We start from the raw sequence: 26,414 nt of genomic DNA on the forward strand, positions 1-26,414 counted from the left end.
AATCTATCAATCCTCCTTCATGCCGCCCAGCGTCACTGAGATAAGGTCAATGGTGGCGAGAAGTTCATCCCCCACGTCGCCCCCGGCCTCAATGCGCCGCAGTTCCCCCAGGACGGCGGCGAGTTGGTCACGCAGGGCCTTGTAGACCCTGGGATTGCCCTGCACCACCACGGCCCGGTCTAAGAGCCGCCGGGTGATGTAGTCCTGCTTCGTCAGGCCAGAGAGCCGCACAGCGGCGTCAATCTGCTTGTTTTCCTCCGGGGATACCCGGAAGGCCACGGTCTTGTTCCTCCAGCGGTTGTGAGTGTCCAAATTCTTAGCTGACATTACGCTCCCATCCTTTCAAAGTCCAATTTGTCTGCCATTTCCGTCTGCTTGGACGGAAACAGGTGGGCGTAGCGGTAGGTGATCTCGATACTCTCATGCCCCACGCGGTCAGCAATCGCCACAGCGGAGAAGCCCATGTCAATCAGAAGTGAGATGTGCGAATGCCGGAGGTCGTGGATTCTGATACGCTTGACCCCTGCCGACTTCGCCCCTCTGTCCATCTCATGGTGGAGATAGCTTTTCGTGATGGTGAAAATGCGCTCCTTCTTCTTGATACCGTAGAGCATCCCCAGGTAGTCCTTCATCTCGTCACAGAGGAAGTTGGGCATTTTAATGGTGCGGTTGCTTTTCTTCGTCTTTGGCGTGGTAATGACGTCCTTGCCGTGGAGCCGCTGATAGGACTTGCTGATTTTCACCGTCCCGGCCTCAAAGTCAAAGTCTGCCGGGGTCAGGGCCAGCAGTTCCCCCTCCCGAATACCACACCAGTAGAGCATTTCAAAGGCGTAGTAGGAAACGGGCTTGTCCATCATGGCATCTGCAAACTTCTGGTACTCCGCTTTCGTCCAGAACAGCATTTCCTTCCGTTCCTCTGACCCCATGTTCCCAGCCTTGGCGGCGGGATTGGAGCGCAGCTCATAGAAGCGGACAGCGTGATTGAAGATGGCGCTAAGCTGGTTGTGCAGGGTTTTGAGGTAGGTAGCCGAGTAGGGCTTGCGCTTCTCGTCCCGGTAGGCCAGCAACTCGTTCTGCCATGCGATCACGTCCTTGGTGGTGATCTCGCTAATCTTCCGCTTGCCAAAGTAGGGCAGAATTTTCTTCTGGATGATGTTCTCCTTGGTCAGCCAGGTGTTCTCCTTGAGCCGGGGTTTCATATCCTTGGTGTAAAGCTCGGTAAAGGCTTCAAAGGTCATATCCAGGTCGCCGGAGGTCTGCATCTGGAAACTGCGCTCCCACTCCTGGGCCTCCCGTTTGGTGGCAAAGCCACGCTTGCACTTCTGTTTGCGCTCCCCCGTCCAGTCCTGATACCGCACCATGACGTACCATGTTCCTCTTGCTTCGTCCTTAAAGACTGGCATTTAGTTCCCTTCCTTTCTGGCCCCGTAGAGCCGTTCGTTGAAATACTGGCGGTTGACCCGCCCTGCGATGGTGATGAAGCCCTTGTCCTTCAATTCTTCGTTGAGCTGCCGGATGAGTTTATAGGCGTAGGGCTTCGATACACCCAGCTCGTCCGCAACTTCTTCCGCCCGGATGAATCTGTTCTCCATATGGATTCCTCCTTTCTTTTGATTTAACGCTATTTGCTTAACGTAGTCCTATTATACTAACTCTATTCCGTTATGTCAAGACCTTCCAACGAGAAAATATAAACAAATTTATTTATTTTTCTCTTGACTGGTCTAAACATATCTGTTATACTTCAAGTGTCCCCATTACATAGATTGGAGTTGGCAGTTATGGCGATTGGTGAACGTATTCGTTTCTTCCGCAACATGAAGGGCATCACACAGAAGTATCTTGGCATGGTGGTGGGTTTCCCGGAACGCTCCGCCGATGTGCGTATGGCACAGTATGAAACCGGGAGCCGCACCCCCAAGGCCGACCTGACAAAGACCCTGGCTGACTTCTTTGATATTTCCCCTGATGCCCTGACCGTCCCTGACATAGATACCGACATCGGCCTGATGCACACCCTCTTTGCTTTGGAGGATATTCGGGGGCTGACTATTGGGGAGATTGACGGCGAGGTTTGTCTGCGTCTGGACAAATCCAAAGGCAAGACCTATGCCAATATGCTTGATATGCTGTCCGCCTGGGCGGAGCAGGCCAAGAAGCTGGAGGCCGGGGAGATCACCAGGGAGGACTATGACCGCTGGCGGTACAACTACCCCAAGTACGACACCACCCTGCGGTGGGCAAAAGTTCCCTCACAGGAATTGAGTGATTTCCTGGTGGATGCACTCAAAGATAGCCCCGATACTGATGAATAGACAGCAAAAGCCCTTACCGACGTTGCCATCGGTAAGGGCTTTCTAATATGGTTGTCCTCACTTATAAGCCGCAAAAGAACATTCTTTACCCGCAATCCACTGGGGATACAGAATGATACGGCCTATGGGGAGCGTTATCAAATCGTTATCAAAAGAGAGATATAAAACCGCAAAATCGTTGTGCCGCAACGGGTTCGGAGTTTCAAAAACTCACTCCCACTCGATCGTCGCCGGCGGCTTGCCCGTGCAGTCGTAGAGCACGCGGTTGACGCCCTTGACCTCGTTGACGATGCGGCGCGTGACCGTGGAGAGCACCTCCCAGGGGAGCTGCGCACTCTCCGCTGTCATGAAGTCGCTCGTCTCGACGGCGCGCAGCGCGATGGCGTAATCGTAGGTGCGGCCGTCGCCCATGACGCCGACGGAGCGCATGTTCGTGAGCGCGGCGAAATACTGGCCGAGCCCTTTGTCCGCACCGGCCTTCGCGACCTCCTCGCGGTAGATGGCATCAGCCTCCTGGACGATCTTGACCTTCTCCTCCGTGACCTCGCCGATGATGCGGATGCCGAGTCCCGGCCCTGGGAACGGCTGGCGGTTCACGAGGTAGTCGGGGATGCCGAGCTCGCGGCCGACGGCGCGCACCTCATCCTTGAAGAGCAGGCGCAACGGCTCGACGATTTCCTTGAAGTCCACATAGTCCGGCAGGCCGCCGACGTTGTGATGGCTCTTGATGACGGCGGACTTGCCGAGGCCGCTCTCGATGACGTCTGGGTAGATCGTGCCCTGCACGAGATAGTCGACGGCGCCGATTTTCTTCGCCTCTTCCTCGAAGACGCGGATGAACTCCTCGCCGATGATCTTGCGCTTTTTCTCCGGCTCCGTCACGCCCGCGAGCTTCGCGTAGAAGCGGTCCTTGGCGTTGACGCGGATGAAATTGACGTCGTAGGGGCCGTCCGGTCCGAAGACCGCCTCGACCTCATCGCCCTCGTTCTTGCGCAGGAGGCCGTGGTCGACGAAGACGCAGGTGAGCTGCTTGCCGATGGCCTTCGAGAGCAGCACGGCCGCGACGGAGGAGTCCACGCCGCCCGAGAGCGCGCAGAGCGCGCGGCCCGTGCCGATCTTTTCCTTGAGCTCGGCGACAGTCGTCTTGACGAAGGAATCCATCTTCCAATCGCCCTGGCAGCCGCAGACATCGTAGACGAAATTCTTGAGCATGGTCTTGCCCTCGGCAGTGTGCATGACCTCGGGATGGAACTGCGTTGCGTAGAGGCGCGCCTCGGCGTTCTCCATCGCCGCGACGGGGCAGACAGGCGTCCTAGCCGTAGCGGTGAAGCCTGCGGGCACATCCTTGATGTAGTCCGTGTGACTCATCCAGCAGATGGTCTTTACCGAGACGTTCTGAAAGAGCTTCGAACCGCGCGCCGTGACCTCGACCTCGGTCTTACCGTACTCAGAGACCGGTGCCGTCTCGACCTTGCCGCCCAGGAGATGCGCCATGAGCTGCGAGCCGTAGCAGATGCCGAGCACGGGGATGCCGAGGCGGAAGAGCTCCGGGCTGCACGTCGCGGAGTCCTCGCGATAGACGCTGTTCGGGCCGCCTGTGAGGATGATGCCCTTCGGCGCCATCTCCTTGATGGCATCGAGGCTCATCGTATTCGGATGCACCTCGCAGTAGACGTGATCCTCGCGCACGCGGCGCGCGATGAGCTGATTGTACTGGCCGCCGAAGTCCAGGACCAGGATGAGTTCATTTGCAGGCTTGCTCAATTCAATGTTCCTCCCTCAAATATCATAATCTTCTTTTGATTATAGCACAGCTCCCCGCGCTGCGACAGGGGCGGTGCGGCAAAAATGCGGCAGACGCGCAACAGAAATCCCCATGCGCGGCCCTTTTGTGCCCGTACCTACAACGAAGGAGCCACCGCCTGCGCGATGACTCCTTACCGTCTGGATCAATACTGAAATTTTTGCAGGGAATTCGTGAGCTCCTGCGCGAGCTTCGAGAGGCTCTCGCTCGCCGTGGCGATCTCGCCCGCGGAGGCGGACTGTTCCTCGGTGGCGGCAGAGACGTTCTCCATCTCACTCGACACCGTCGTGCCCTGCGCGTCGATCTCCTGCATCTGGCCAGCGATGTTGTTCGTCTCGTCATTGACCTTCTTGATCTCCGTCGCCATCGCGTTCGCTTCCTTCGAGACGCCGTCGACGAAGACGCGGATCTCCTCGAACGCCTGCTTGAGGTTCTCCACGGAGGCGGCGCCCTCGGCGACGGCCTGGCTGCCATCCTGCATGGAGGCGACGGCCGCGCCCGTGTCCTTCTGGATGGCGGCGATGAGGTCGGCAATCTTCTGCGCGGCCTGCGCCGATTCCTCGGCGAGCTTGCGCACCTCGTCCGCGACGACGGAGAAGCCGCGGCCGTGCTCGCCCGCGCGCGCCGCCTCGATGGCGGCGTTCAAGGCGAGGAGGTTCGTCTGCTCGGCGATGGAGCCGATGGTCTCGACGATGGTGCCGATCTCCTGCGAGCTCTTGCCGAGCTTGTCGACGATCTGGGCAGACTGCTGCACCGTCGTTTCGACGCTCTTGATGCGCGCGACTGAGCCCGCGACGGCCTCGCTGCCCTTGTCGGCGCGCTCGTAGGCTTCCTGGGCATGCGCAGCGACGCGTTCAGCCTGATGGTGCATCTTGCCGACGGAGTCGTTTGCCTCCGTCACGGCCTGCGTGCCCTTCTCGACCTCGCCCTCCTGCGCCTGCACGGCATCCGCCGCGCGCTGCACAGACTCCGCGACCTGCGTCGACGCCTGCGCTGACTGCTCGGAGCTCGCGGAGAGCTCCTCGCTCGCCGCCGCGATCTGGCTCGCGGAGTCGTTCGTGTCGTGCATGAGCTGATTGAGGCCCACCTGCATCTCGGCGATGGTCGTCGCCATGGCGCCGAACTCATCGCCGCGCGTCACCGTGCGCTCGACGAGACGGAAATCGCCGTTCTTGAGGTTCTCGCATGTCTTCTGCATGGCGTGGAGCGGGCCCGTGATCTCCCGCGAGATCCACATGGCCGCACCGACGAGCACGATCATCGCCACGATGCCCTCGATGAGCATGTTGCGCGTCGCCTCGCCCGCCTTCGTGAGGTTGCGCTGATAGACCTCTTCCGCGTTGTCCGCGATCATCTGCTGGAGCTCTTTGATCGGCTTGCCGACCGCCGTACTATTTGCCTGCCCCTCCTTTAAGTAGAGCGCGCGTGCCTCGTCGTTCTTTCCCTCCCTGACGAGCGACTCGATCTGCTTGCCTGTCTGGTAGAGGTCGCCCCAAGCCTTGTTCGCTGCCTCGATGCGCTCCGGCACACCCTCGATTCCCTTCGCGTTCTCCGTATAACCGTCCATGAGGTTGTGGAAGCGGCTGTTGATATCCTCGATGGTCTTGACGTTCTTCTGCTGCGCCTCCGCGTCCGCACTGTCCGCGAGGTTCAGCTCATGCGTCTGCATGTCGCGCATGAGATACTTCATCTCATCGACCGACTGCATGCTCTTGAGCTTCTGGTTATACATCTTGCTCATGCGGTAATTCGCCTGGTCGAGCATGCTGTACCCCGTATAGCCGACGGAGAGCAACGCGACCGCCGCGATAACCGCGAGAATGAGGATCTTGAACGAGACCTTGATATCGTTGATCCACCCCATGAAAACCATCCTTTCTTCCCTTTTTGCCGTCAATCATCCCTGACCGGCGCAGCATCCGCCGCCGCGCGTCCCGTGCGGGCAGCGCCATTTCCCTGGCTCCGGGCCGCCGCCCGCGCCTTTATGCCTTCGCCGGATGGCTCTTGAGCCAGACCGACCACGGCGTCTGGTAGCCATCCGCGCAGTTCTCCTGCACATAGCGGTAGAACTGCTCGATCATCACGATCTTTTCCCTATAATATTTCGTCTTCCAGCTATCTTTATCCTTCGTCTTGATGGGGAACTCCCCGTAGTAGAAACCGCCGATCTCGTGCTGGCGATAAAGGATGTCCTTGAGCGATACGGACGGATTCTTCAGCATATCCGTCATGACCATGAACGCCGTCGTGCGGCCGACACCGGCTTCACAATGGAAATGGAGCCACGCACCCTGCGGCAGCGTGCGGTAAAACGCGAGGAAGCGGTCGATGTTCTCCGGCGTCGGCCAGACATGATCCGTCGCCGCGATGCGGAAATAGCGCATCCCCGCGGCCTCGGCGACTTCCTGTTCCGTCTGCACCTTCTGTACGCGGCGGACTTCGCCGCCTTCGGGGAGCTTGTGCTTGCCGAGCGGCGCGATGTAGACCGTTTTGTGGAGCGCTGCGTGCAGGCGGTGCCGCTCGTCGGCGAGCGCCTCATGCTGGCTCTTGCCGAGATTTGCCCAGTCGCGTTCGCCGTACCAGCTCACGGGGATGCCGTCGAGATAGCCGTGCGACTCCTGCCGCAGGTCAACATCGTAGATAGGGCCAGCCGTCTTCTCCCGCAGCTTCGCGACGACATTCTTGAGCTGCGCCGGCGTGAACGCGGAGCTGCCCGAGATATGGAGCGCATCCATGCCCTCGCGCGACGGTACATACGCGGCGTCGAGATGGAACTTCTTATTCGGTGCGCGCAGCGCGTCAGCCGACGTGCGGAAATTACGCGGCAACGCCTCCTTGCCGTCGTTGTCGAGGCGCCAGACAAAGCCCTCGAAGTCCTGCGGCCGCTCCGCGCGCGCGTAGCTCCCAACGGGCTCCGTCACCGTCTGCTCCGGCGCCTTGGCCGCGTCGGCCTGCGGCAGCATCCAGATGGATGCCCCGACCAAGAGACTGCAAAGAATGGCATGCTTCTGCCAGCATTTCATAACAACTTACTCCTTTACTCTATCCGCGCGTCTGCGCGGAATCCCAATAGTTAGGAAGCACTGATTCATTCAGCGCGATTGTCCGTCGTGCAGCACCTCTTCCACCGCTTCGCGGTTCCCCTTCTCATCCACTTCAACAGGAAGTGGTAAAATCCTGCATGAATCGGTGATTCGTCTTCGCCTTGAGCCGCACCTCCGCCTTGACCGTGCCATGCCTCTCCTGATCGTACATATAGCCCGTCTTCGTCGAGCCGGACCAAACGATGTCCGCGCCCTTCTTGGCCTTGCTCGTCTTTTCCTTTTTCTCCTGCTTCGTCTGCGCTGCCGCAAGCTGCTGCTCGAGCGTATTGAGCCGCGCCGAGAGCGCCGCGATCTCCTCCTTCATCTGCGCGACCTCCGCGGCCTGTGCCTCATCCTCTGGTGCAGCGCTCACGGCTGCGGACAGGCAAACGGCAGGGTCAGAGCCATCGTCAGAGCGGTAACATTCCTTTTGTTGATAAATCCTTTTCCTTCTCATTTTCTAAGGAATCACTGATTCATTCGACCCCCTGCCTTTGCGTATCTACACGATCCTCTCGTCGCCCTGAAATCCTCAGCACAAAACGCGATAGAGCGTTTTGGCTGCTACGCCTCCGGCTTCTCTCCTAGAGAGATACAGCATATCTTCGCAAATTCAAGGCACCTCATTTCATCAGCGCTTCCTTAAATGAAATTCCCCATAATTTCAACCTTTTCTCTATCCGCGTTAAGTATAACGCAACTCCTCCGTCATGTTCAATCGGAAGTTCTTCTCATTTCACGGGAAATCCATCCCGGATTCACACGTCTTTAGGAGCAACTTCCCGCAAAAGGTACTCCCCCTTGACAACTTTACATCTCCGTGCTATCCTCATAAGCAAATCAAACCGATGAGGCGGAGATAGCGTCAGCCATGCCCCGAAGAGAGTCCGCGCTGCTGGGATGCGGATGGAACAGGCTGCGCGCGATGGGCCGCGGAGGGCGCTGGGAAAGGCCTCGCCGAGTACTGAGCGACGTGTTGGCGGCATACGTCAGTTGCCGGGAGTGTGATAGCACTCCGTGAGCGCATGGTTTTCCATGAAGCAGGGTGGCACCGCGAGCATTCGTCCCTGGTAGTTGTATCTTATGACTGCCGGGGACTTTTATTTTGCAATCGCCTCCGGCTGGAAGGAGCGTTTCCCATGATCAAAGAAGCCATTGAGAAAGTCGTCAGCAAGCAGGACCTCACCTACGACGAGGCCTACACCGTCATGAACGAGATCATGAACGGCGAGACGAGCCAGGTGCAGAACGCCGCCTACCTCGCGGCGCTCTCGACGAAGAGCGCAAAGGCCGAGACGATCGACGAGATCTCCGGCTCCGCCGCCGCCATGCGCGACCACGCGCTCCAGGTCGAGCACGACATGGACGTCCTCGAGATCGTCGGCACGGGCGGCGATCACGCGGGCAGCATCAACATCTCGACGACGGCCGCGTTCCTCATCGCCGCCGCGGGCATCAAGGTCGCGAAGCACGGCAACCGCGCCGCCTCGTCGAAGTCCGGCGCCGCCGACTGCCTCGAGGCGCTCGGCATCAACATCAGCCTTTCGCCGGAGAAATGCGTGGAGCTCCTCAAGGAGATCAACATCTGCTTCCTCTTCGCGCAGAAATATCACGCCTCGATGAAATACGTCGGCGCCGTGCGCAAGGAGCTCGGCATCCGCACGGTCTTCAACATCCTCGGCCCGCTCACGAACCCGGCGCACCCGACGACCATGCTGCTCGGCGTCTACGACGAGTACCTGCTCGATCCGCTCGCCCAAGTGCTCATGAGCCTCGGCGTGAAGCGCGGCATGGTCATCTACGGGCAGGACTGCCTCGATGAGATCTCGCTGAGCGCGCCTACGAGCGTCTGCGAGTTCAAGGACGGCTGGTTCAAGCGCTACGTCATCCAGCCGGAGGACTTCGGCTTCACGCGCTGCAAAAAAGACGACATCAAGGGCGGCACGCCTGAGGAGAACGCCGCCATCACGCGCGCCATCCTCGCGGGGCAAGAACAAGGGCCGAAGCGCGACATCGTCCTCCTGAACGCCGGCGCCGCCATCTATCTCGGCGGCAAGGCCGCAAGCATCGCAGACGGCATCGGCGTCGCCCGCTCGCTCATCGAAAACGGCGCGGGATTCAAGAAAATCGCGGCATTCGCGAAGCTCTCGCAGTGAGGCGAGACTCGCAGGGCATCAAGAGAAAAACGGCGTATCATTCGCTGAACTGCGAACGGTACGCCGTTTTTTATCTGCATAAGCTTTTCCTATCAGAAAAAGCCTATCTCCTCATTCTTCCTACGGCTTAGCCCTCTGTGGCAACCGCATCCACCGTAACAGGCGAAACAATGTCCTCAGAGAAACGCGACTGCTGCATCTCTACCGGTTCGGCCGCAGCAGCTGCCTTCGCAATCTGATTCTGCGCGGCCTCATCCTGCTTGCTCTGCGCGTCGAGACCAGCCTGCTGCGTTGGCTCAAAGTTCTTAACGACCACAACGAGCAAATCGTTCTTCGTCTCCGCGCTCTCCTGCGTCGCCTGGATGGCCTCGACATAGCCCTTGAGCTGGGCGACCTTCTCCGTCTCCGTCATCGTGCTGCGGCTGAGCTTCTCCGCCTGTTGCTTTACAGCTGCGGCTGCTTGCTGCGGGTTCTCCTGCAGCGCTTTCGTCATATCCGCCTGGCCCTGCGCGATGTTCTTTGCGATGTCAGCCGCCGGCTGCGGATCCGGCGTCACCACGGACGGCTTGCTCGGCTTCGTGCCCGGGTCGCTCGGCTTCGTGCCCGGATCGCTCGGCTTCGTGCCCGGATCGCTCGGCTTCGTGCCCGGGTCGCTCGGCTTCGTGCCCGGGTCGCTCGGCTTCGTGCCCGGGTCGCTCGGCTTCGTGCCCGGATCGCTCGGCTTCGTGCCCGGATCGCTCGGCTTCGTTGTCTCGATGAGCTTCTTGTCCGGCGCAAACAACGTCTTGGATGCGTCATATTTGACATTCTTGCCGATATTGACCGGATCGCCGTCACCCTTGAGGCTATCATCTGTCATTTCGACAGTCTTGCCCGCAGCGAGGAAGACCTTGCCCGCCTTGCTCGTCAGTGAGGAATCCCCATCGACCGTCACCGTATGACCGAACACACCGACGCCATCATCACCGCTGAGCTTCGTGTCCTTGACATTGACATCCATGCCAGCGACGGCCTTGTTGACATAGGGGCCGTCATCCGCATCCGTATACGAAGCGCGGGCACTGACATCGACGAAACCATCGTCACCCGTCGCAGTCAGGCGGGATTTCTCCACCGTTATCTTGCCGCCGCTGAGCTCGATGATGCCCTGATCCGTGAGCGTCGATCCGGAGACCTCCATCGTGTTGTCCGGCGTTGCCGTCCAGCTATCCGATGTGCCATTGACTCTCTTATAGGTATTCACCGCGTTGATGGCGAGGGCTTCGTCGTTCGTCGTGCTGAGAACAGAATCCTGCAGCTTGACCGTCTTACCATAGGCCATGACAGTGCCATAGGCCGAGATATTCACCTTGTCCATCGTGAGATTGCCTGTCTGATTGACGGAGCCAATGACAAATCCATTCGTATTATCATCGGTCAGCGTCACATTCTTGGCTGCCGCAATGCGGACAACACCGTTCGAGCCGTACGTATGGTCCGTCGGCGTGCCTACTTCGAGTTTTGTATTGGCAAGGTTGATATTGGAGCCGACCAGCGTTGCGTCCTCATTCGAATGAAGCGTCGAACCACTGATCGAGACATTCGTTGCGTCAGTACCGTTGACGGTATTGCCACCGTTCGTATAGCTCTTTCCCGCAACGACCTCGAAATCCCGCGTCGTCAGCGTCGAGCCAGTCACATCAACCTTGCCGCCGATGAGCGCCATCGGGCCTGCGGCACTCAGTGTTGCGTTACTGACTGAAATGCGCATGACTCTGGCAGCTGTCGAGATCGTCGTAGATTTTGGCATAGCTCAGCGTGCCGAACCAGCCGTTCTCCTTGTCGAAATAGAGGTAGCTGAGACCGCAGCTCGCGAGGGTTTCCCCCGTGAGCTCGCCGTTGTAGCTGTGATTATTGACGAGCCGTCCGAAATCATTGAAGAACACGAAGCGCTGGTGTTTCGCAAACTCCGGCGTGTAGACCTCGAAACTGCCGACGTAGCCCTTGTCCGCACTCGCCACACGCTCTTTAAAGCCGCGGATGCTCGTGCTGCCGCCCGCGCCGATCTGTTCCGTCGTCACGACATTGCTCTTCGTGTACTGCCCGTTCATCCGCAGGCCGACGATCCAGTTCGCGGGCAGGCGATACTGATAGTTGAAGCTGGCCTTGATGAGGTTGAACTGCTTGTCGCTGCCGTAGCGATAGGCGTTGAACTTGTCCTCATTGCCGTTGATGTTGCCCGTATAACCGAGGCTCCAGGCGAAGAAATCAGAGGGACGACGCAGGATATCCGCGTAGGAGACGGAGGCCGTCGTGACCTCGAAGTCGACGCCGTCGTGCAGGAGACGGCTCCCGGCATAGTCGTAGTCCTGCGCGTTCTTGTAATGCTTGTAGTCGATGCCGAAATCGAGGAAATTCTTCCGCGCCTGCGTGTATTGGAAATTGTGCTGATAGTGCGCTCCTACCGTCTGCCCGCGTCCTGTCGCACTGATGCCGAGGCCGCTGAAGTTCGCGATCTGCCCCAGATCGACATCAGAGTAGCTGTAAGTGAAATAGGCCGAATCGCCTGCCTGTGGGAGCAGCGCGCGGTAGACGAGCGCCGCCTGCTTGACATCGTCCCAGTGGCCGGGAGATGTGACGAAGGCGACGCCGAGGTTGTCCGCACGCCCCGTCAGATTGCTGTTCGTATAGGAAGTGCTCATACGCCAGTCACCGGTGTAGTCGTCACCGGCATTGTTGACATTGACCGCGACATGCGCCGCCTGGTTCTCCTTCACCGCCACGGTGAGGTGATAGTGCCCATCCTGCTGGCGTACAAAGTCCGCCGTCAGTTCCGCGGCATTCGTGTCGTTGACGAGCTGGAGCTCTCTGGAGAGCTCCGCCACATCGATCTTGCTCTCACGCAGCACTGGCACCATGCGGCGGATCATGCTCTCGCTCCATTGCTGGTTACCAGAGATCGTCACACTGGAGACATCCATGACCATCGACGCCGCGGCATGCCCGCAGGGTGACAGCATGGAAGCCGTTCCCAGGCAAAGGCCCGCGGCAATCATGAGGGACAATCCTTTTCTCCTCATAACATCTACATCCTCTCTACTCCCATTCCCCATGCAAAAAATTGCTATACAACTGAGCGTCATCTGATTTGCACAAAGGAAACCTCCTGAATGTATCAGCAATTTTTAAATGAGAACTTTGACTTTTACCATTTCATCTTAACATAGTTGTCCCCCCCCGCAAGACAAAAGCACATGAACAGCAGAGGAATCCGCCTTGTTTCACAGACAACTTCCCCAGAAACAGAAATCAGCCCACCGCGCAGGCTCACAAAGAGCTGCCCGATGGGCTGATTCACAAGATTTTTAGCCGACCACCGCGCAGATGCGCGCGGCACGCTCAAGGAACCGCTGATTAAATGAGGTGCCCTGAATTTGCGTAGATGCGCTGTATCTCTCTAGGAGACAAACCGGAGGCGTAGCAGAGCTACGCTGAGGATTTGTCGACGACGAGAGGACAGTGCAGATACGCAAAGGCAGGGTGCCGAATTAATCAGTGGTTCCTCAAAAGAAGAGCAGCAGCACCGCTCCAAAGAGCGTCACGAGGCTGAACGCACGCATCCCCCGCGCGAGCGGTACGCCCGCTGGGCCGAGCACGAGGGGCAGCAATCGGTGCAGCTCGTAGAGCAAGAACGCGATGCCGAACATCACGAACGGCACGACGAAGACCGCGATACCGTAAAAGAGGACGAGCACGGAGAGCACCATGCTCAGCACCTCGCCACGCGTATAGGCGGTACGCGGCCGTGCCGGCCGATCGAGCGCCGCCCTGCTCTGGCGGTTCCCCAGCGCATCGGTCAGTTCCTCGTCCTGCGAAAACCAACGATAGTGAAAGCTCATGCCTCTTCCTCCTCCCCAGCTCACCGCGCGCAATTTACATATAATATGACTGCACGCCCGCAACCACATCCGGCAACATCGCATAGAGGTTCTCGCCGGGGCAGGCCGTCGCGTTGAAATCGCGATGTCCCTTGATGGTCTCGCCGCTCGGCCGCAGGCCATACAGGCGGCAAAGCACTGCGACGAGACGCTCCGCCGCGTCGATCTGCGCCGCCGTCGGCTCGTTCGTCTCGAAATTACCGACGATGTTCACGCCGATGCTGTGCCAGTTCTCGCCGTAACAATGCGCGCCTACGGTATCGCGCGGACGCCCGCGCTCGATCGTGCCGTCCTTGCGAATCAGATAATGATAGCCGATGCCCGCCCAGCCGTTCGCGAGGTGCCATTGATGCACCGTCGCTGCCGAGACATCGGCATTCGTATTACCGATGTGATGGAGGATGATGACATCCGTCTGCTCACGGTTCGAGAGCGAACGAAAGGACAAATACGTCTCCTTCACGCGGATGCCCATCGCCGCTCCCCCTGTCTGCCATGCAGCTTCCGCAGAAAGGAGCGGCACTGTCAATGGCAAGAGAATAGCCCCTGTCGCGCCTAAAACAACTCGCTTGATAAAATCCCTTCGCGTCATATTTCTCATCTCTGAACGGAGAATCACTGCCTTTCCTGCCAAGCACTGACATCGCAGCCACTCAGGCGAACCATCCCGCCTCTACCAGAAATCAGCGCTTTCTTCATCATTTCATTATAGTTTCCTTTTATGAAATTTTACAGGATACTCCTGTAGCATATTTCACATTCCGCAGCATATTTCACTTATCCTTCACTTCTCCGTACAAATTCCGTACGAATTATAGAACAATGTTCCGATTTCTTGTTTTGTTGTTGCTTTTTATTTTGTTATCTATTATAATTAAGAATATAATAATTAGATATATCTTTTATAACATAAGTCTCTAGGAGCGCGCCTCGATAGGCGCAGCGCGATTGGCTGATTTCACGGAGAACAATGCACCGTATTCATAAGTGCTTGTAGCTGATAAAGGAGTGTGCTTGCCATCATGTTGGGTATCGAACGGCGTCGTCAAATCATGGAAAAACTGAACAACGAACAGAAAGTCTATGTTGCAGAACTTGCGAAGCTTTTCAAGGTGACGGAGGAGACCATCCGCCGCGACCTCGAAAAGCTCGAAAGCAAGGACCTGTTGCGCCGCAGTTACGGCGGTGCTGTGCTAAGCGAGCACACGAGGGAAGACATCTCCTTCCTCAAGCGCAACACCATCATGAGCGAGAACAAACAAATCATCGCCAGCAAGGCCGCTGCGCTCGTGCACGACGGTGATAGCCTCATGATCGACGCCAGCACGACATGCCTCGCCCTGCTGGCCCGTCTGCAGCAGAAGAAGGATCTCACCATCATTACCAACTCTGCCCGCATCCTGCACGACTATTTTTCCTCTCCGCACCATCTCATCTCCACAGGCGGGACGCTGCGAAAAAACTCTTGCGCGCTGGTCGGCCATATTGCCCAGGGAACGCTCCGACACTATAACGTCGATCTCGCTTTCATCAGCTGCAAGGGTCTCAGCAAAGAACGCGGCATCATGGAATCCAACGAGGACGAAAGTGTCCTCAAGGAATGCATGGCATCGCAAGCCGACCGGACCATCCTGCTCGCCGACCATACGAAATTCAGCCAGACGGCGTTCGTGCATTCCTTTGACTTCGATCACATCCAGACCATCGTCACAGATGAGCCGGTGAGCAGCGGCTGGCGCACGTTGCTGGAAAAGAAACACATCGATCTGCTCGACTGAGCATGCTCTTCTCCTGGCGTCTTCCACAGGTGCCAAGCCCCATACGTCTCTTCGCTACCGAAGGGGCGTATGGGGCTTTTCGCGCGGCTCAGGCGACCGGCACAGCGACAACCTGTATCCCCGCCCGCTGCAGCTTGCCGGTACCGGCCGTCAGGTTCGTGAGCTCCTCACAGACGGCTGCCGCTTCCTCCTCCCGCAGCAGCAGGGGAATCATGACATCCTCCGCATATTCCTTTTCTCCCGTGCGAATCTCCTCCTGACGCAGATAATGTTCGACGGCGGCCAGAAGCGGATAGCTGATACGGAGCTGTACGACGCAGAACGGTACCATCTCTACAATATCAGCGACAGAAAGCCCCAGCATCGCACTGTGATGATAGGCCCTGATGAGTCCGCCCGCCCCGAGCTTGATGCCGCCGAAATACCGCGTGACGACGACGACGACATCGGTGAGTCCCTGCTGCTTGATGGCCTCGAGCATCGGGTTCCCCGCCGTGCCGCCCGGTTCCCCGTCGTCGTTCGACTTCTGCTTCGCGCCCTCTGCACCAAGCACATAGGCGGAGCAGTTATGACGCGCATCAAAGAATTCCTTTTTCCTCGCCTGGATGAAGGCGCGCGCCTCCTCCTCGCTCGCCGCATGGCTCACATGCGTGAGAAAGCGCGATTTCTGTATCTCATAGGCGGCCTCGGCCGTCCCCTGGATTGTGCGATAGCTCTTCATCATCCTTTACCACGGACCATCCTTCCTTTTCCTCTCCCAGTACCTCTATTATAAACAAAGTCTTCCCGCGCCGCAATCATCTCAGGCCTCGCCTGCCTCTGCATAAAAGCGGACACACAAAAAGGACTGCTCTCGCAGTCCCTTCTGTGTACTCTATCATAGGGTCTTCACTTACATCATGCCGGGCATGCCGCCAGCCGGTGCTGCCGGTGCCGCCGGATGCTCTTCCGGCTTGTCGGCGACGAGCGTCTCCGTCGTGAGCACCATCGAAGCGATAGATGCCGCGTTCTGGAGGGCGCTACGCGTGACCTTGGCCGGGTCGACGATGCCGGCGCCGATCATGTCGACATACTCGTTCTTGAGCGCGTTGAAGCCGACGCCCGTGCCAGCCTTCTTGACGTTCTCGACGACGACGGAGCCTTCGAGACCCGCGTTGTCCGCGATTTGGCGAACCGGCTCCTCGATGGCGCGGCGGACGATGTTGACACCGACCTTCTCATCGCCCTCGACCTCGATCTTGTCGAGTGCCGGCTGGATGTCGATGAACGTCGTGCCGCCGCCTGCGACGATGCCCTCTTCCACAGCGGCGCGCGTTGCGTTCAGAGCATCCTCGATGCGGTACTTCTTGTCCTTCATCTCGACCTCGGTCGCTGCGCCGATCTCGATGACGGCAACGCCGCCCGCAAGCTTTGCGAGACGCTCCTGGAGCTTCTCCTTGTCGAAGTCGCTCGTCGTCTTCGTGATCTGCTGCTTGATCTGCGCGACGCGCTCAGCGATGGCGTCCTTGTCGCCCTTGCCGCCGATGATCGTCGTCTCGTCCTTCGTGGAGACGATCTTGTGCGCCTGGCCGAGATCCTCAAGCGTCACGCTGTCGAGCTTGCGGCCGAGTTCCTCGCTGATGACACTGCCGCCCGTGAGCGTTGCGATGTCCTGCAGCATGGCCTTGCGGCGATCGCCGAAGCCCGGTGCCTTGACCGCGAGAGCCTTGAACGTGCCGCGGAGCTTGTTGACGACGATCGTCGTGAGGGCCTCGCCGTCGACGTCCTCAGCGATGATGGCGAGCTGCTTGCCGGATTTTACGACCTGCTCGAGGATCGGCAGGATGTCGTTGATCGCGGAAATCTTGCGGTCCGTGATGAGGATGTACGGATCGTCGAGCGCAGCCTCCATCTTGTCCGTATCCGTGACGAGGTACGGGGAGATATAGCCGCGGTCGAACTGCATGCCTTCCTTGACGGAGAGGTTCGTCTTCATCGTCTTGGATTCCTCGACCGTGATGACGCCGTCCTTGCCGACCTTCTCCATCGCCTCGGCGATGAGGCTGCCCGTCTCCTCGTTCGCGGAGGAAATCGTCGCGACCTGTGCGATGTCCGCCTGGCCCTCGACCTTCTTGGACTTCGCCTTGATCTCATCGACGAGCGCCGTGACGGCCTTGTCGATGCCCTTCTTGATGATCATCGGGTTCGCGCCGGCTGCGACGTTCTTCATGCCCTCGTGGATCATGGCCTGCGCGAGCAGCGTCGCCGTCGTCGTGCCGTCGCCAGCGATGTCGTTCGTCTTCGTGGCGACTTCCTTGACGAGCTGGGCACCCATGTTCTCGAACGGATCCTCAAGCTCGATGTCGCGCGCGATCGTCACGCCATCGTTCGTGATCGTCGGTGCGCCGAACTTCTTGTCGAGCACGACGTTGCGGCCCTTAGGACCAAGCGTGACCTTGACTGCGTTTGCGAGTGCGTCAACACCGCGGCCGAGCGCGCGGCGGGCTTCTTCTTCAAAAAGAATCTGTTTTGCCATCTTGTAGTTACCTCCAGGAATCTATACGAATATTTACTGTCTTTCCCTGCTTGCGAATCAGAGCACAGCGAGGATATCGCTCTCGCGGACGACGAGATAATCCTTGTCGTCGACCTTGACTTCCGTGCCGGAATATTTGGAGAAGATGATGTTGTCGCCGACCTTGACCTCCATCGGCGCACGCTCACCGTTATCGAGGAGCTTGCCAGCGCCAACGGCGACGACCGTGCCCTTCTGCGGTTTCTCTTTCGCCGTGTCCGGCAGCACGATTCCGCTGGCCGTCTTGACATCGCTTTCCGAAACTTCAATGACAACTCTTTCGCCCAATGGCTTAATCATATATATCTTCCTCCTAACATGGATTTGCATCTTTCTGTTAGCACTCACACTGCCTGAGTGCTAACTACAATCCTTATACTACCCTCTCTTAGTCAAAATGTCAAGGATTTCTTTTTGACTTTTGCTTTTGCTTCATTTCACAGCGGCGCGCACGATGGCCTCAGCGACTTCCTTGACGGTCAGGCGTTTCGCCATCGCGTACTGCTGGATGCGGCGATAGGCTTCCTTCTCCGTGAGGTGGTGCACTGCCATGAGGACGCCCTTCGCGCGGTCGAGCGTTTTGCGCATCTCCAGCGTGTCGCGCACCTTGTCGAGCTCCGCCGAAAGATCCTGCATCTCCTCCCAGCGCGAGAGCGCGATCTCCATCGCGGGGAAGAGGTTGCTTTCCTTAACCGGCTTCACGAGATAGGCGAGCACGCCGGAGTTCTTCGCGCGCTCGACAATCTCGGGCTGACTGTACGCGGTGAGCAGCAGCACGGGCGCGATACCCTCGTCGGAGATTTTTTTCGCTGCTGTGATGCCGTCCATCTCCGGCATCTTGATATCCATGATGACGAGGTCCGGACGGCGCGCGCGCGTCGTCTCGACGGCATGCCAGCCGTCGACGGCCTCGCCGACGATCTCATGACCGGCGTCCTCCAGCATCTCCCGCAGGTCCATGCGGATGATGGACTCGTTGTCCGCAATGACGATGCGCAAGCTTTTCTTCTTCATGATGCTCTCCACTCCATTCAGGTGCTTGGAATATGACGGCTCCCCACCGCGGCGCTTTCCCCTGCGCCGCCCGCACGTTATCCATGATATATCTTTCTCTTATCTTTATCAGTCTAGTATGAGAATCTGAAATCTCTCTATGATTGTACTACGATTCCTTTTTCGGAATACGGATGGTCACGCGCGTCCCGCCGCCCTCGCGGTTCGCGTAGCGGATCGTGCCGCCGAGATCGCCCTCGATGAGCGTGCGCATGATCGAGATGCCGAGTGATCTCTGCTTCTCCGGCTGGAATCCCTCCGGGAGGCCGATGCCGTCATCCTCGAACTCGAGCAGATACCCATCCTCCTCTGCGAGCGTGAGGCGGATATACCCTGAGGAACGCCCCGCAAAGCCGTGCTCCGTCGCATTGAGCACAAGCTCGTTGAGCACGAGGCCGATGGAGCTCGCATAGCTCGACGGCAATATGAGCTGCTGCCCCGCACACTCGGAGTGCAGCTCGAACGCACGGTCGACCATGCTCATCGCGACGAGGTCGAAGATATGCCGCGCGACTTCTCCGACATCGATGGTCTTCTCTCCCTGCTCGGAGAGGAACTCATGCACGACGGAGATGGAGAGGATGCGGTTCACGCTCTCCTGCAGCGCGTCCTTGACATCCGAGGACTTCGAGCGGCGAGCCTGCATGCGGAGCAGGCTCGCGATCATCTGGAGGTTGTTCTTCACGCGGTGATGGATCTCCTGGATGACAGCGGATTTCACCTTGATTTCCTTGTCCTTCTCCCGCACCTCGGTGAGGTCGGAGACGATGACGATGCGGCTCAGCAAGTGGCCGCCCTCCATGAGCGGCAGGTTGCGCTCGCGGATGATGAGCGCGCCGGCCTCGATCTCACGCTCCCAGGGCCGGCTCGTCTCCTGCGACTCCTTGCGGATATGCTGCGTGATCTGTCGGTCGAAAAGGTGCGCGCCGACGAGGCTGCCGACGCCGAGCACGCGAAAGATGCGCAGGGCCGCCGTCGTCGCGAACGTGATGCGGTTGTACTGATCCGTGAGGACGATGCCGTCGCTCGCGCTCATCGGCGCGAACATCTCGGCGTTGAGATGGCGCCGCGGATTGCGCAGCAGCAGGCGTGCGGCGGAGAGCAGATGCTCGTAGCCGTCCGACTGTGCCATCTCGCTCGTCGTCTCGAAGCACACGAGGCCGAGCAGCCCCGTGCCGTCGACGAGCGGCTGCACCATCATGTCGATCATGCTGCCGTAGTTCCACTCGCGCTTGCCGCGGATGAAATGGCGCGACTCCACGGCATGGCAGAGCACCGGCTCCTCCATCGCGCGGATGACGCGCCCCTCCGCCGTGCCGTCCGGCGGCAGGTAGACCGTGCGCGGCCACTCCTGCGCCGCGATTACGAAGGCCTTCCTGTCCTTGGTCTGCAGATAGAGGCGCACGCGCGCATGCGCGAGATCGGCGAGGAAGGGAAAGAGCACGAGCAGCCGCTTGAGAAACTCCTGCTGCACGGCCGTGAGCGTCGTATGCGCCCGCGCAAGCGTCCCAAAATCATCCATGTGTCTCCCTCCTCAGCGATCCGAAAGGCCGAGTCCCGGCACGGCATTGAGATAGAGGTCGCTGACCTCGCCCGCCTGCGCCTGATAGTAGCCGCGGCAGCCGATCATCGCCGCGTTGTCCGTGCAGAGAATGCGGTCGGGGAAATAGAACTGCACACGGCGTCTCACCGCCTCCTCCCGCAGGCGCGCCTCAAGTCCGGAGTTCGCCGCGACGCCGCCCGCGAGCACGAGCGTCGAGAGACCGGCTGCCGCAACGGCCTCGAATGCCTTGTGTACGAGCACCTCGACGACCGATGCTTGGAACGAGGCCGCGATGTCGGCCTTTGCAAGCTCATGCCCCTTCATGCGCTCGCTGTTGATGTAGTTGAGCACGGCGGACTTGAGTCCGCTGAAGCTGAACTCATAGTTGCCCTTCTCCTCGAGCGCGCGCGGGAAGTCGATGACGGGACGCCCCTCGGCCGCGAGCTTGTCGATCTGCGGACCGCCGGGATACGGCAGGCCGAGCACACGCGCCACCTTGTCGAACGCCTCGCCCGCTGCGTCGTCGCGCGTCTGCCCGAGCATGCGGAAATGATTGTAGTCGTCGACGCGCACGAGCGCCGTGTGGCCGCCCGAGACGACGAGCGCCACGAACGGCGGCGCAAGCTCCGGCGATGCGAGGAAATTCGCGAAGATATGCCCCTCGAGGTGATTGACGCCGATGAGCGGCACGCCGAGCGAAAACGCGAGCGCCTTTGCCGCCGAGACGCCGACGAGCAGCGCCCCCACGAGCCCCGGCCCGTAAGTCACGGCGACCTGGTCGATCTCCTGGAGCTTCACGCCCGCCTCGCTGAGTGCCTCGTCGATGACGGGCATGATATTTACGATATGCTTGCGCGAGGCAATCTCCGGCACGACGCCGCCGAAGCGCTGGTGCACGGGGATCTGCGTCGAGATGATGTTCGAGAGTATCTCGCGTCCGCCGCGCAGCACAGCCGCCGACGTCTCATCACAGCTCGACTCGATGGCCAGCGTCAGTTTTTCCTTTTCCAATCTCATCCACGCTCCATCCGCTTTGGAATCATCCTTTCCGCTGAGAAAAGCAGCAGAAAAAATACTTTTTTTCATTGTACTATGTATCGGAAAGATGTCAAGACAACGCAGCATCCGGGCCGCGGCATCATCTGTCTCCCTCTTGGAATACATCACTGCACCCTACGCGCGCTCTCAAACACACACCAAAAGAGCCTCCATCCGATCATCACTCCGGAAGGAGGTTCTCCATTTCGGTAGTAAACTCAACGCACAAACGTCCACTTTGTGGACATTGTGCGCCCGTCCTTGCAGTAAATCCAGCCAATCGCGCTGCGCCTGCGGCTTGCGTTCTTGGGGATTTACATAGTAAACTCAACGCACAAACGTCCACTTTGTGGACATTGTGCGCCCGTCCTTGCAGTAAATCCAGCCAATCGCGCTGCGCCTGCGGCTTGCGCTCTTGGGGATTTACATAGTAAACGACTACCATCTCTTTAGGTTCAGTATAATATTGTTACCTTGAAAAATCAAGGGGACGCAGGTGGCGCGCGACTGCCGCATCCCCCTGCTCGTCCGGCATCTCATCCGCATGCTCCGGCTCTATGAGGTAGAGCGGCCGCCCTTTCACCTCGCGGAAGATACGTCCTACATATTCTCCCAGCACACCGAGCACCATGAGCTGCGTGCCGCCGAAAAAGGACAGGCAGACCATGAGCGTCGACCAACCCGCGACCGTCGTACCAAGGAGTTCCTCGTAGAAGACATGCGCGAGCAGCGCGAGGCTCACGAAGAGGCTCAGCACACCGATGTAGAACGAGATGCGCAGCGGCACGATGGAGTTGCCGAGGATGCCGTCGAGCGCGAATTTCGCCATCTTCTTCAGCGAGAACTTCGACTGCCCCGCATAGCGCTCCGACGCGACGAACCGCACCTGCACCTGGCGGAACCCCATCGCGCCCACGAGCCCGCGGATGAACCGGTCGTGCTCGCGGTAGCGACGGAACGCGAGCACGACCTCGCGGTCCATGAGGCGGAAGTCCGAGCCACCCGGCTGGATGGGCACGGCGGAGATGAGGTTGAGGAACTTGTAGTAATATTTCGAGGTGAGCCGCTTGAACGCGGAGACGCCCTGCGTCGTCTCGCGGATGGTCTGCACGACCTCGTAGCCCTGCGCCCAGAGTGCGAGCAACCTCGGCAGGAGCGCGGGCGGATGCTGCATATCGCCGTCCATCGTGATGACGGCATCACCCTCCGCGTGGTCGAGCCCGCAGGTCAGAGCCGCCTGATGCCCGTAGTTGCGCGAGAGGAAGATCGCCCGGACGTGCGGCTCCCGCCGCTCCGTCTCGCGCAGCACGCGGCAGCTCTCCGCGCGGGAGCCGTCGTCGACGAAGAGGAGCTCATAGCGATAGGGCAGTCCAGTCATGGCCTCCATGACGGCGCGCGTGAAATGCGGGATATTGTCTCCTTCATTATAGACCGGTACCACGATGGTCACCCGTTTCTGCTCCATCATTGCCTCATCTCCTCAGATGATGTCTCCGCAGCTGTGCGGCGCAGGAAGAGTTGCGTGCCGTTCTCCGCCCGGCCGAGGAATTCCCAGTCGCCCGCGAGTTCCTCGTGCAGCGTCTCCTCTGTGATTGCGACGCCGTCTTTCCTGTTCCTATCAGTCAGCAATAACACATACCTCTGCGTCGGCAGATCCTCCTCGGCGAGGAACGGCATGACATTTTTCTCGTTCCAGCTGATCTCCCCACGGCCCGGCTGCTCGCGCAGCACCTCGCTCCTTGGCCGCAGGCAATAAGGCACGAGGCCGGAATAGTAGACGAGCGAGCACGAATACTCCCGCCCATACGAGACGAGGAGCGGCCGCTCGCCCGTCTCCGCCGCAATGCGCTGCTCTGTCTCTGCGAGCAGCGCCGCGGCCTCCCTGCCGGACGCCTTCTCCATGAACGGCGGCGCGACGAAGCAGGCGAGCACGACGAAGATCGTCGTCATGCCGCCCGCGAGCAGACGGAAAAGCTCCCGGCGCGGCGCGAAATAACGCGCGAGCAGCAAGGAGAGCGGCAGCAGATACGGCAGCGTATAGGTGACGTACTTCGTCGCGAAGCACTCAAAGACCGCGAATACCGTGACGGCCCAGACCACGAGGAACCGCATGGCTGACGTCTGCGGCAGACGCAGATCGCGCCGCCATACGCGGCGCACAGCAGCCGGCAACGAAGCGAGCGACCAAGGAAAGAGCCCTGCAAGATACACCAGCACGTAGAAGTACCAGACATCGTCGCGCGGATGCTCCGATACCGTCGCGCGCAGTACATTGTGCACGCCGAGGAACGTATCGAGGAAGTCGCTGCCGTGCAAACGTACCATCGGGTAGTACCAGATGGCCGCGACAGCGAAAAAGAGCGCGAAGCCCGCGAGGATATGAGGGCTCCAAAGCTCGCGCAGGCGACGCTCCCAAGCGAGGAACAGCAAGATGATGAGTCCCGGCAGACAGAGGCCGATGGGCCCTTTCGTGAGCACGGCGACACCCGCGAGGAAGAACGCGAGATAGTACCAGCGGACGCGCCGCTCCTCGTAGCCGAGATAGAAGGCGATGAGCATGCCGCTCATCGAGACGAAGAGCGTCATGTCCGTGATCACCGCGTGCCCGAGATACCAGAGCTCGACCGATGTGCCCATGAGCAGCGCCGCGACGAAACCGATGCGTTCCCCATAGAGCCTGCGTCCGAACCAGTACGTGAGCAACAGGCTGACCGCCGAAAACATTGCCGGGAAGAACCGCGCCGCAAACTCCGTCTGGCCAAACAGCGAAAACGCCGCGATGAGTTCCCAGTAAAAAAGCACGGGCTTGTCATACCAGTAGTGACCGTAGATGCGCGGCGAAATCAGGTCACCCGCTGCCATCATCTCCTTGGCTGTCTCCACATAGTTCGATTCCACGGAATCCGTGATGGCCATCGCCCCATTCCCCACGAAATAGACGAGCACGGCAAAGAGCAACAGCAGCGTCAGATGACGCCGCGTAGTCTCTTCTCCAGACGCTGCCTTCCTGTGCCCACGAAAATCATCCAGCCAACGCATGCCTTCACGCCCCCCATAATTTTTTGCATACGCCTATTCTAGCTTAATGACGCAGTGGATTCAAGTAAGTATTCCGTAACACGCAATCGCGCGCACAAGAAAGGGCGCCGGCCGCCCTGCGGCGAGCCTGCGCCCTCCTGCCCGGCTATATCAGAGCAGGTCTGTCTTATGTAAGATATGATGCTGCGTTGCGCGGCGAGCGCCGAGGACATTGAAGTTCTCCACGATGAGCCCGTAGGCGAGACAGCCGACGGAGACGAGCCCGATGCTCACGGCGAACTCGAACACCGATGGGAAATAATCGCCCGACTTGTACATCGCCGTGAACACGCAGTTCATGCGGTTGAGCACGACGCCGAGCACCACGAGCCACGAGTAGGCGAGCAGGCCGTATTTCCGGTGCGCGAGCGGACTGAAGATGATAGCGAGCGGGACGAGGATGCCGCCGACCATCTCGAGCAAGTAGAGATTGCTCTGCATCGAGCCCTGGAACACGAGCCCCCACTGCCCCTGGCGCGTGATATCGAAGAGCTTGAGCGCGAGATAGACGAGCATGATGCGGCCGCCGACACGCGTGAGCTGGAGCATGATGTTCTGATCGATGGTATGCGCGTAGTTCCGCCGCGCGAGATCCGACTCCACGTAGACCATCGCCGAACCGACGAAGAATGAGGAAATGAGGAAATAGAGAGGCAGCAGCGGACTCCACCAAAGCGGGAACATCTTGCTCTTCGCGATGAGGAACAGGCCGCCGAGCGACGACTGGTGCATCATCGGGAAGATGAGGCCGATGATGACGAGGAACGGCAGCGCCTTGAGCACATAGGGATGCAGGAACTTGAACATGCGCTCCGTGATGACCTCGTGGAACTCGAGCGTGAGGATCGTCGTGTAGATCGAGATGCACCAGAAGACCTCGAAGAGCACGGAGGTATAGCCCCAGGAGACGAACGGCCGCCAGAAATGCGGCCAAAGGCCGATGTCGAGGAAGAGCCCCGCCATGACGAGCAGATAGCCGAGCAGCGACGTGAGCAGCGCGCTGCGCGCGACGACGCCGTATTTCTGGTACTTGAACCCGCCGACGAGCAGCGCCGTCGAGTAGCCGCCGCCCGCGAGCGCGACGCCGCAGAGCACGTCGAACGAGATCCAGAGCCCCCAGGGCGTCTCATCCGTGAGATGCGTGACGTATTGAAAGCCCGTCAAAAGGCGCGTGACCGCCACGCAGCCCATGAAGGCGACGAGCGCGAGCAGCACGAGGCGCGCGGGCGTGATCGTGAAATCCCAGCCGAGGATGCGATAGCAGCGATACATCTCAGGCAGCTTGATCTTCATATCCTTCCATCCCCTTCCTCTTTCTCCTCCGGCGTCCGCTTCGCGTTTTTCTCCCTGCGATGATGGTAGAGCGAAAGCCCCGCGAGGAACAGACCCCAGGCCGCCGCGAGGAACGGCACTTTCGAGAGGTAGGCGTGCGTGTAGGTGCTCGGCGGAATCTCCTCGAGCCCCATCTTGAAGCCGAGCTTTTCAAACGGCTGATCGGAGAGGTAGAGCCACTGCGTGCCGCCGAGCTCCTTTTCGCCGTAGACGTAATCCACATAGCGCGGATCGTTCGCGATGATCTCATGCGCGCGCGCGAGGAGCGCCTCACGGTCGCCATAGATGAGCGCGCCCGTCGGGCAGGCGCTCACACAGGCGGGGGCGTCGCCATCCTTGAGGCGGCTCACGCAGAACTCGCACTTCGTCACGAGCGGCAGCGGCTCATCCCACTGATAACGCGGAATCTCGAACGGGCAGGCGATCATGCAGTAACGGCAGCCCACGCAAAGCTCCGGCACATAGACAACCGCATGCGTATCGGGATCGACGCGCAGCGCCTTGGAAAAGCAGGCCGAGGCGCACGACGGCTCGAGGCAGTGCAGGCACTGCTTCTTCACGAAGCGCGTGTACGCCTTGCCATTTTCCGCCTCGACGTGCTTCTCCTGGATGACCGTCCAGTTGTCGTCGTTGAGATCCTTTTCCTTCTGCGGTCGGCTCTTCTTCCTGCCGTAGGGCAGCTTGTTCCAGAGCTTGCAGGCGACGCTGCAGCTCTCACAGCCGATGCACTTCGTCAAATCCACTAAAACGGCCATGTATCTCC

At 59.4% G+C, this 26,414-nt stretch carries 24 protein-coding genes; 3 read left to right on the top strand and 21 right to left on the bottom strand.

Translation table 11 applies throughout. From position 1 onward, the window contains the following. Positions 1-6: 6 nt before the first annotated feature. Genes F599_RS0101060 through F599_RS0101070 form a run of 3 tightly spaced genes read right to left on the bottom strand, consistent with a single transcriptional unit; the run spans position 7 to position 1,592 of the window. On the bottom strand, positions 7-327 hold the full coding sequence (locus F599_RS0101060; protein WP_019541684.1) for a plasmid mobilization protein: 321 nt from the start codon (positions 325-327) through the stop codon (positions 7-9). Continuing rightward, positions 327-1,403 (bottom strand): site-specific integrase, encoded by a 1,077-nt coding sequence (locus F599_RS0101065; protein ID WP_019541685.1) that lies wholly within the window; start codon positions 1,401-1,403, stop codon positions 327-329. The genes F599_RS0101060 and F599_RS0101065 overlap by 1 nt, the downstream gene beginning before the upstream one ends. Then, the gene (locus F599_RS0101070; RefSeq protein ID WP_016412724.1) at positions 1,404-1,592 is read right to left on the bottom strand and encodes a helix-turn-helix transcriptional regulator; all 189 of its coding nucleotides are present in this window, start codon (positions 1,590-1,592) and stop codon (positions 1,404-1,406) included. 189 nt (positions 1,593-1,781) lie between these two features. Between F599_RS0101070 and F599_RS0101075 the strand changes: the two genes are divergently transcribed. Next, a complete protein-coding gene (locus tag F599_RS0101075; protein WP_019541686.1) occupies positions 1,782-2,315 on the top strand; it encodes a helix-turn-helix domain-containing protein in 534 nt (177 codons plus the stop codon). Positions 2,316-2,525: 210 nt separating this feature from the next. On the opposite strand, the gene guaA is transcribed toward F599_RS0101075, so the two are convergent. The 4 genes from guaA to F599_RS0101095 all read right to left on the bottom strand — a co-directional run bounded on the left by guaA (position 2,526) and on the right by F599_RS0101095 (position 7,527). Continuing rightward, positions 2,526-4,079, bottom strand: coding sequence for a glutamine-hydrolyzing GMP synthase (guaA, locus tag F599_RS0101080; protein WP_019541687.1), 1,554 nt, complete (start codon positions 4,077-4,079; stop codon positions 2,526-2,528). 185 nt (positions 4,080-4,264) lie between these two features. Beyond that, a complete protein-coding gene (locus tag F599_RS0101085) occupies positions 4,265-5,983 on the bottom strand; it encodes a methyl-accepting chemotaxis protein (RefSeq protein ID WP_026327724.1) in 1,719 nt (572 codons plus the stop codon). Positions 5,984-6,101: 118 nt separating this feature from the next. Next, positions 6,102-7,142: a phosphatase domain-containing putative toxin gene (locus tag F599_RS0101090; RefSeq protein ID WP_019541689.1), complete on the bottom strand. Its 1,041-nt coding sequence runs from the start codon at positions 7,140-7,142 to the stop codon at positions 6,102-6,104. Positions 7,143-7,275: 133 nt separating this feature from the next. Further along, complete coding sequence (locus F599_RS0101095; RefSeq protein WP_019541690.1) at positions 7,276-7,527, bottom strand: hypothetical protein; 252 nt, start codon at positions 7,525-7,527, stop codon at positions 7,276-7,278. 814 nt (positions 7,528-8,341) lie between these two features. Here F599_RS0101095 and trpD point away from each other — a divergent pair. After that, positions 8,342-9,358: an anthranilate phosphoribosyltransferase gene (gene trpD, locus F599_RS0101100; protein ID WP_019541691.1), complete on the top strand. Its 1,017-nt coding sequence runs from the start codon at positions 8,342-8,344 to the stop codon at positions 9,356-9,358. 127 nt (positions 9,359-9,485) lie between these two features. Here the strand turns inward: trpD and F599_RS16135 are convergent, their stop codons facing one another. The 4 genes from F599_RS16135 to F599_RS0101125 all read right to left on the bottom strand — a co-directional run bounded on the left by F599_RS16135 (position 9,486) and on the right by F599_RS0101125 (position 13,810). After that, positions 9,486-11,147 carry a hypothetical protein gene (locus tag F599_RS16135; protein WP_211209059.1) on the bottom strand — a complete coding sequence of 554 codons (1,662 nt, stop codon included), beginning with the start codon at positions 11,145-11,147 and terminating at the stop codon, positions 9,486-9,488. After that, positions 11,089-12,417, bottom strand: a complete 1,329-nt coding sequence (locus F599_RS0101110) for a ShlB/FhaC/HecB family hemolysin secretion/activation protein (protein ID WP_169337801.1) — start codon at positions 12,415-12,417, stop codon at positions 11,089-11,091. Before F599_RS0101110 ends, F599_RS16135 begins: the two co-directional genes overlap by 59 nt. Before the next feature lie 483 nt (positions 12,418-12,900). After that, positions 12,901-13,236, bottom strand: coding sequence for a hypothetical protein (locus F599_RS0101120; RefSeq protein WP_019541693.1), 336 nt, complete (start codon positions 13,234-13,236; stop codon positions 12,901-12,903). Positions 13,237-13,270: 34 nt separating this feature from the next. Continuing rightward, positions 13,271-13,810, bottom strand: a complete 540-nt coding sequence (locus F599_RS0101125) for a peptidoglycan recognition protein family protein (RefSeq protein ID WP_240950734.1) — start codon at positions 13,808-13,810, stop codon at positions 13,271-13,273. Positions 13,811-14,297: 487 nt separating this feature from the next. Here F599_RS0101125 and F599_RS0101135 point away from each other — a divergent pair, with 487 nt between their 5' ends. After that, complete coding sequence (locus tag F599_RS0101135; protein WP_019541695.1) at positions 14,298-15,053, top strand: DeoR/GlpR family DNA-binding transcription regulator; 756 nt, start codon at positions 14,298-14,300, stop codon at positions 15,051-15,053. Between the two features lie 88 nt (positions 15,054-15,141). Here the strand turns inward: F599_RS0101135 and F599_RS0101140 are convergent, their stop codons facing one another. The 10 genes from F599_RS0101140 to F599_RS0101185 all read right to left on the bottom strand — a co-directional run bounded on the left by F599_RS0101140 (position 15,142) and on the right by F599_RS0101185 (position 26,406). After that, positions 15,142-15,774 (bottom strand): YigZ family protein, encoded by a 633-nt coding sequence (locus F599_RS0101140; protein WP_033368920.1) that lies wholly within the window; start codon positions 15,772-15,774, stop codon positions 15,142-15,144. 171 nt (positions 15,775-15,945) lie between these two features. Then, positions 15,946-17,568, bottom strand: a complete 1,623-nt coding sequence (gene groL, locus F599_RS0101145) for a chaperonin GroEL (protein WP_019541697.1) — start codon at positions 17,566-17,568, stop codon at positions 15,946-15,948. Between the two features lie 57 nt (positions 17,569-17,625). Continuing rightward, complete coding sequence (gene groES / locus F599_RS0101150) at positions 17,626-17,907, bottom strand: co-chaperone GroES (protein ID WP_026327726.1); 282 nt, start codon at positions 17,905-17,907, stop codon at positions 17,626-17,628. 132 nt (positions 17,908-18,039) lie between these two features. Next, the gene (locus tag F599_RS0101155; RefSeq protein WP_019541699.1) at positions 18,040-18,621 is read right to left on the bottom strand and encodes an ANTAR domain-containing response regulator; all 582 of its coding nucleotides are present in this window, start codon (positions 18,619-18,621) and stop codon (positions 18,040-18,042) included. A gap of 148 nt (positions 18,622-18,769) precedes the next feature. Beyond that, positions 18,770-20,182 (bottom strand): sensor histidine kinase, encoded by a 1,413-nt coding sequence (locus tag F599_RS0101160; protein ID WP_019541700.1) that lies wholly within the window; start codon positions 20,180-20,182, stop codon positions 18,770-18,772. Between the two features lie 12 nt (positions 20,183-20,194). Beyond that, entirely contained in the window at positions 20,195-21,220 is a 1,026-nt protein-coding gene (gene tsaD, locus F599_RS0101165; RefSeq protein WP_033368883.1) for a tRNA (adenosine(37)-N6)-threonylcarbamoyltransferase complex transferase subunit TsaD, read from the bottom strand. Between the two features lie 490 nt (positions 21,221-21,710). Next, a complete protein-coding gene (locus tag F599_RS0101170) occupies positions 21,711-22,709 on the bottom strand; it encodes a glycosyltransferase family 2 protein (RefSeq protein ID WP_019541702.1) in 999 nt (332 codons plus the stop codon). After that, the gene (locus F599_RS0101175; protein ID WP_156021902.1) at positions 22,706-24,280 is read right to left on the bottom strand and encodes an ArnT family glycosyltransferase; all 1,575 of its coding nucleotides are present in this window, start codon (positions 24,278-24,280) and stop codon (positions 22,706-22,708) included. The genes F599_RS0101170 and F599_RS0101175 overlap by 4 nt, the downstream gene beginning before the upstream one ends. A gap of 150 nt (positions 24,281-24,430) precedes the next feature. Next, complete coding sequence (gene nrfD / locus F599_RS13315) at positions 24,431-25,612, bottom strand: NrfD/PsrC family molybdoenzyme membrane anchor subunit (protein WP_019541704.1); 1,182 nt, start codon at positions 25,610-25,612, stop codon at positions 24,431-24,433. Continuing rightward, positions 25,609-26,406 carry a 4Fe-4S dicluster domain-containing protein gene (locus F599_RS0101185; RefSeq protein ID WP_019541705.1) on the bottom strand — a complete coding sequence of 266 codons (798 nt, stop codon included), beginning with the start codon at positions 26,404-26,406 and terminating at the stop codon, positions 25,609-25,611. Before F599_RS0101185 ends, nrfD begins: the two co-directional genes overlap by 4 nt. Between the last annotated feature and the right edge of the window lie 8 nt (positions 26,407-26,414).

The sequence above is a fragment of the Selenomonas bovis DSM 23594 genome, from assembly GCF_000381005.1.
Lineage (GTDB): Bacteria > Bacillota > Negativicutes > Selenomonadales > Selenomonadaceae > Selenomonas_C > Selenomonas_C bovis.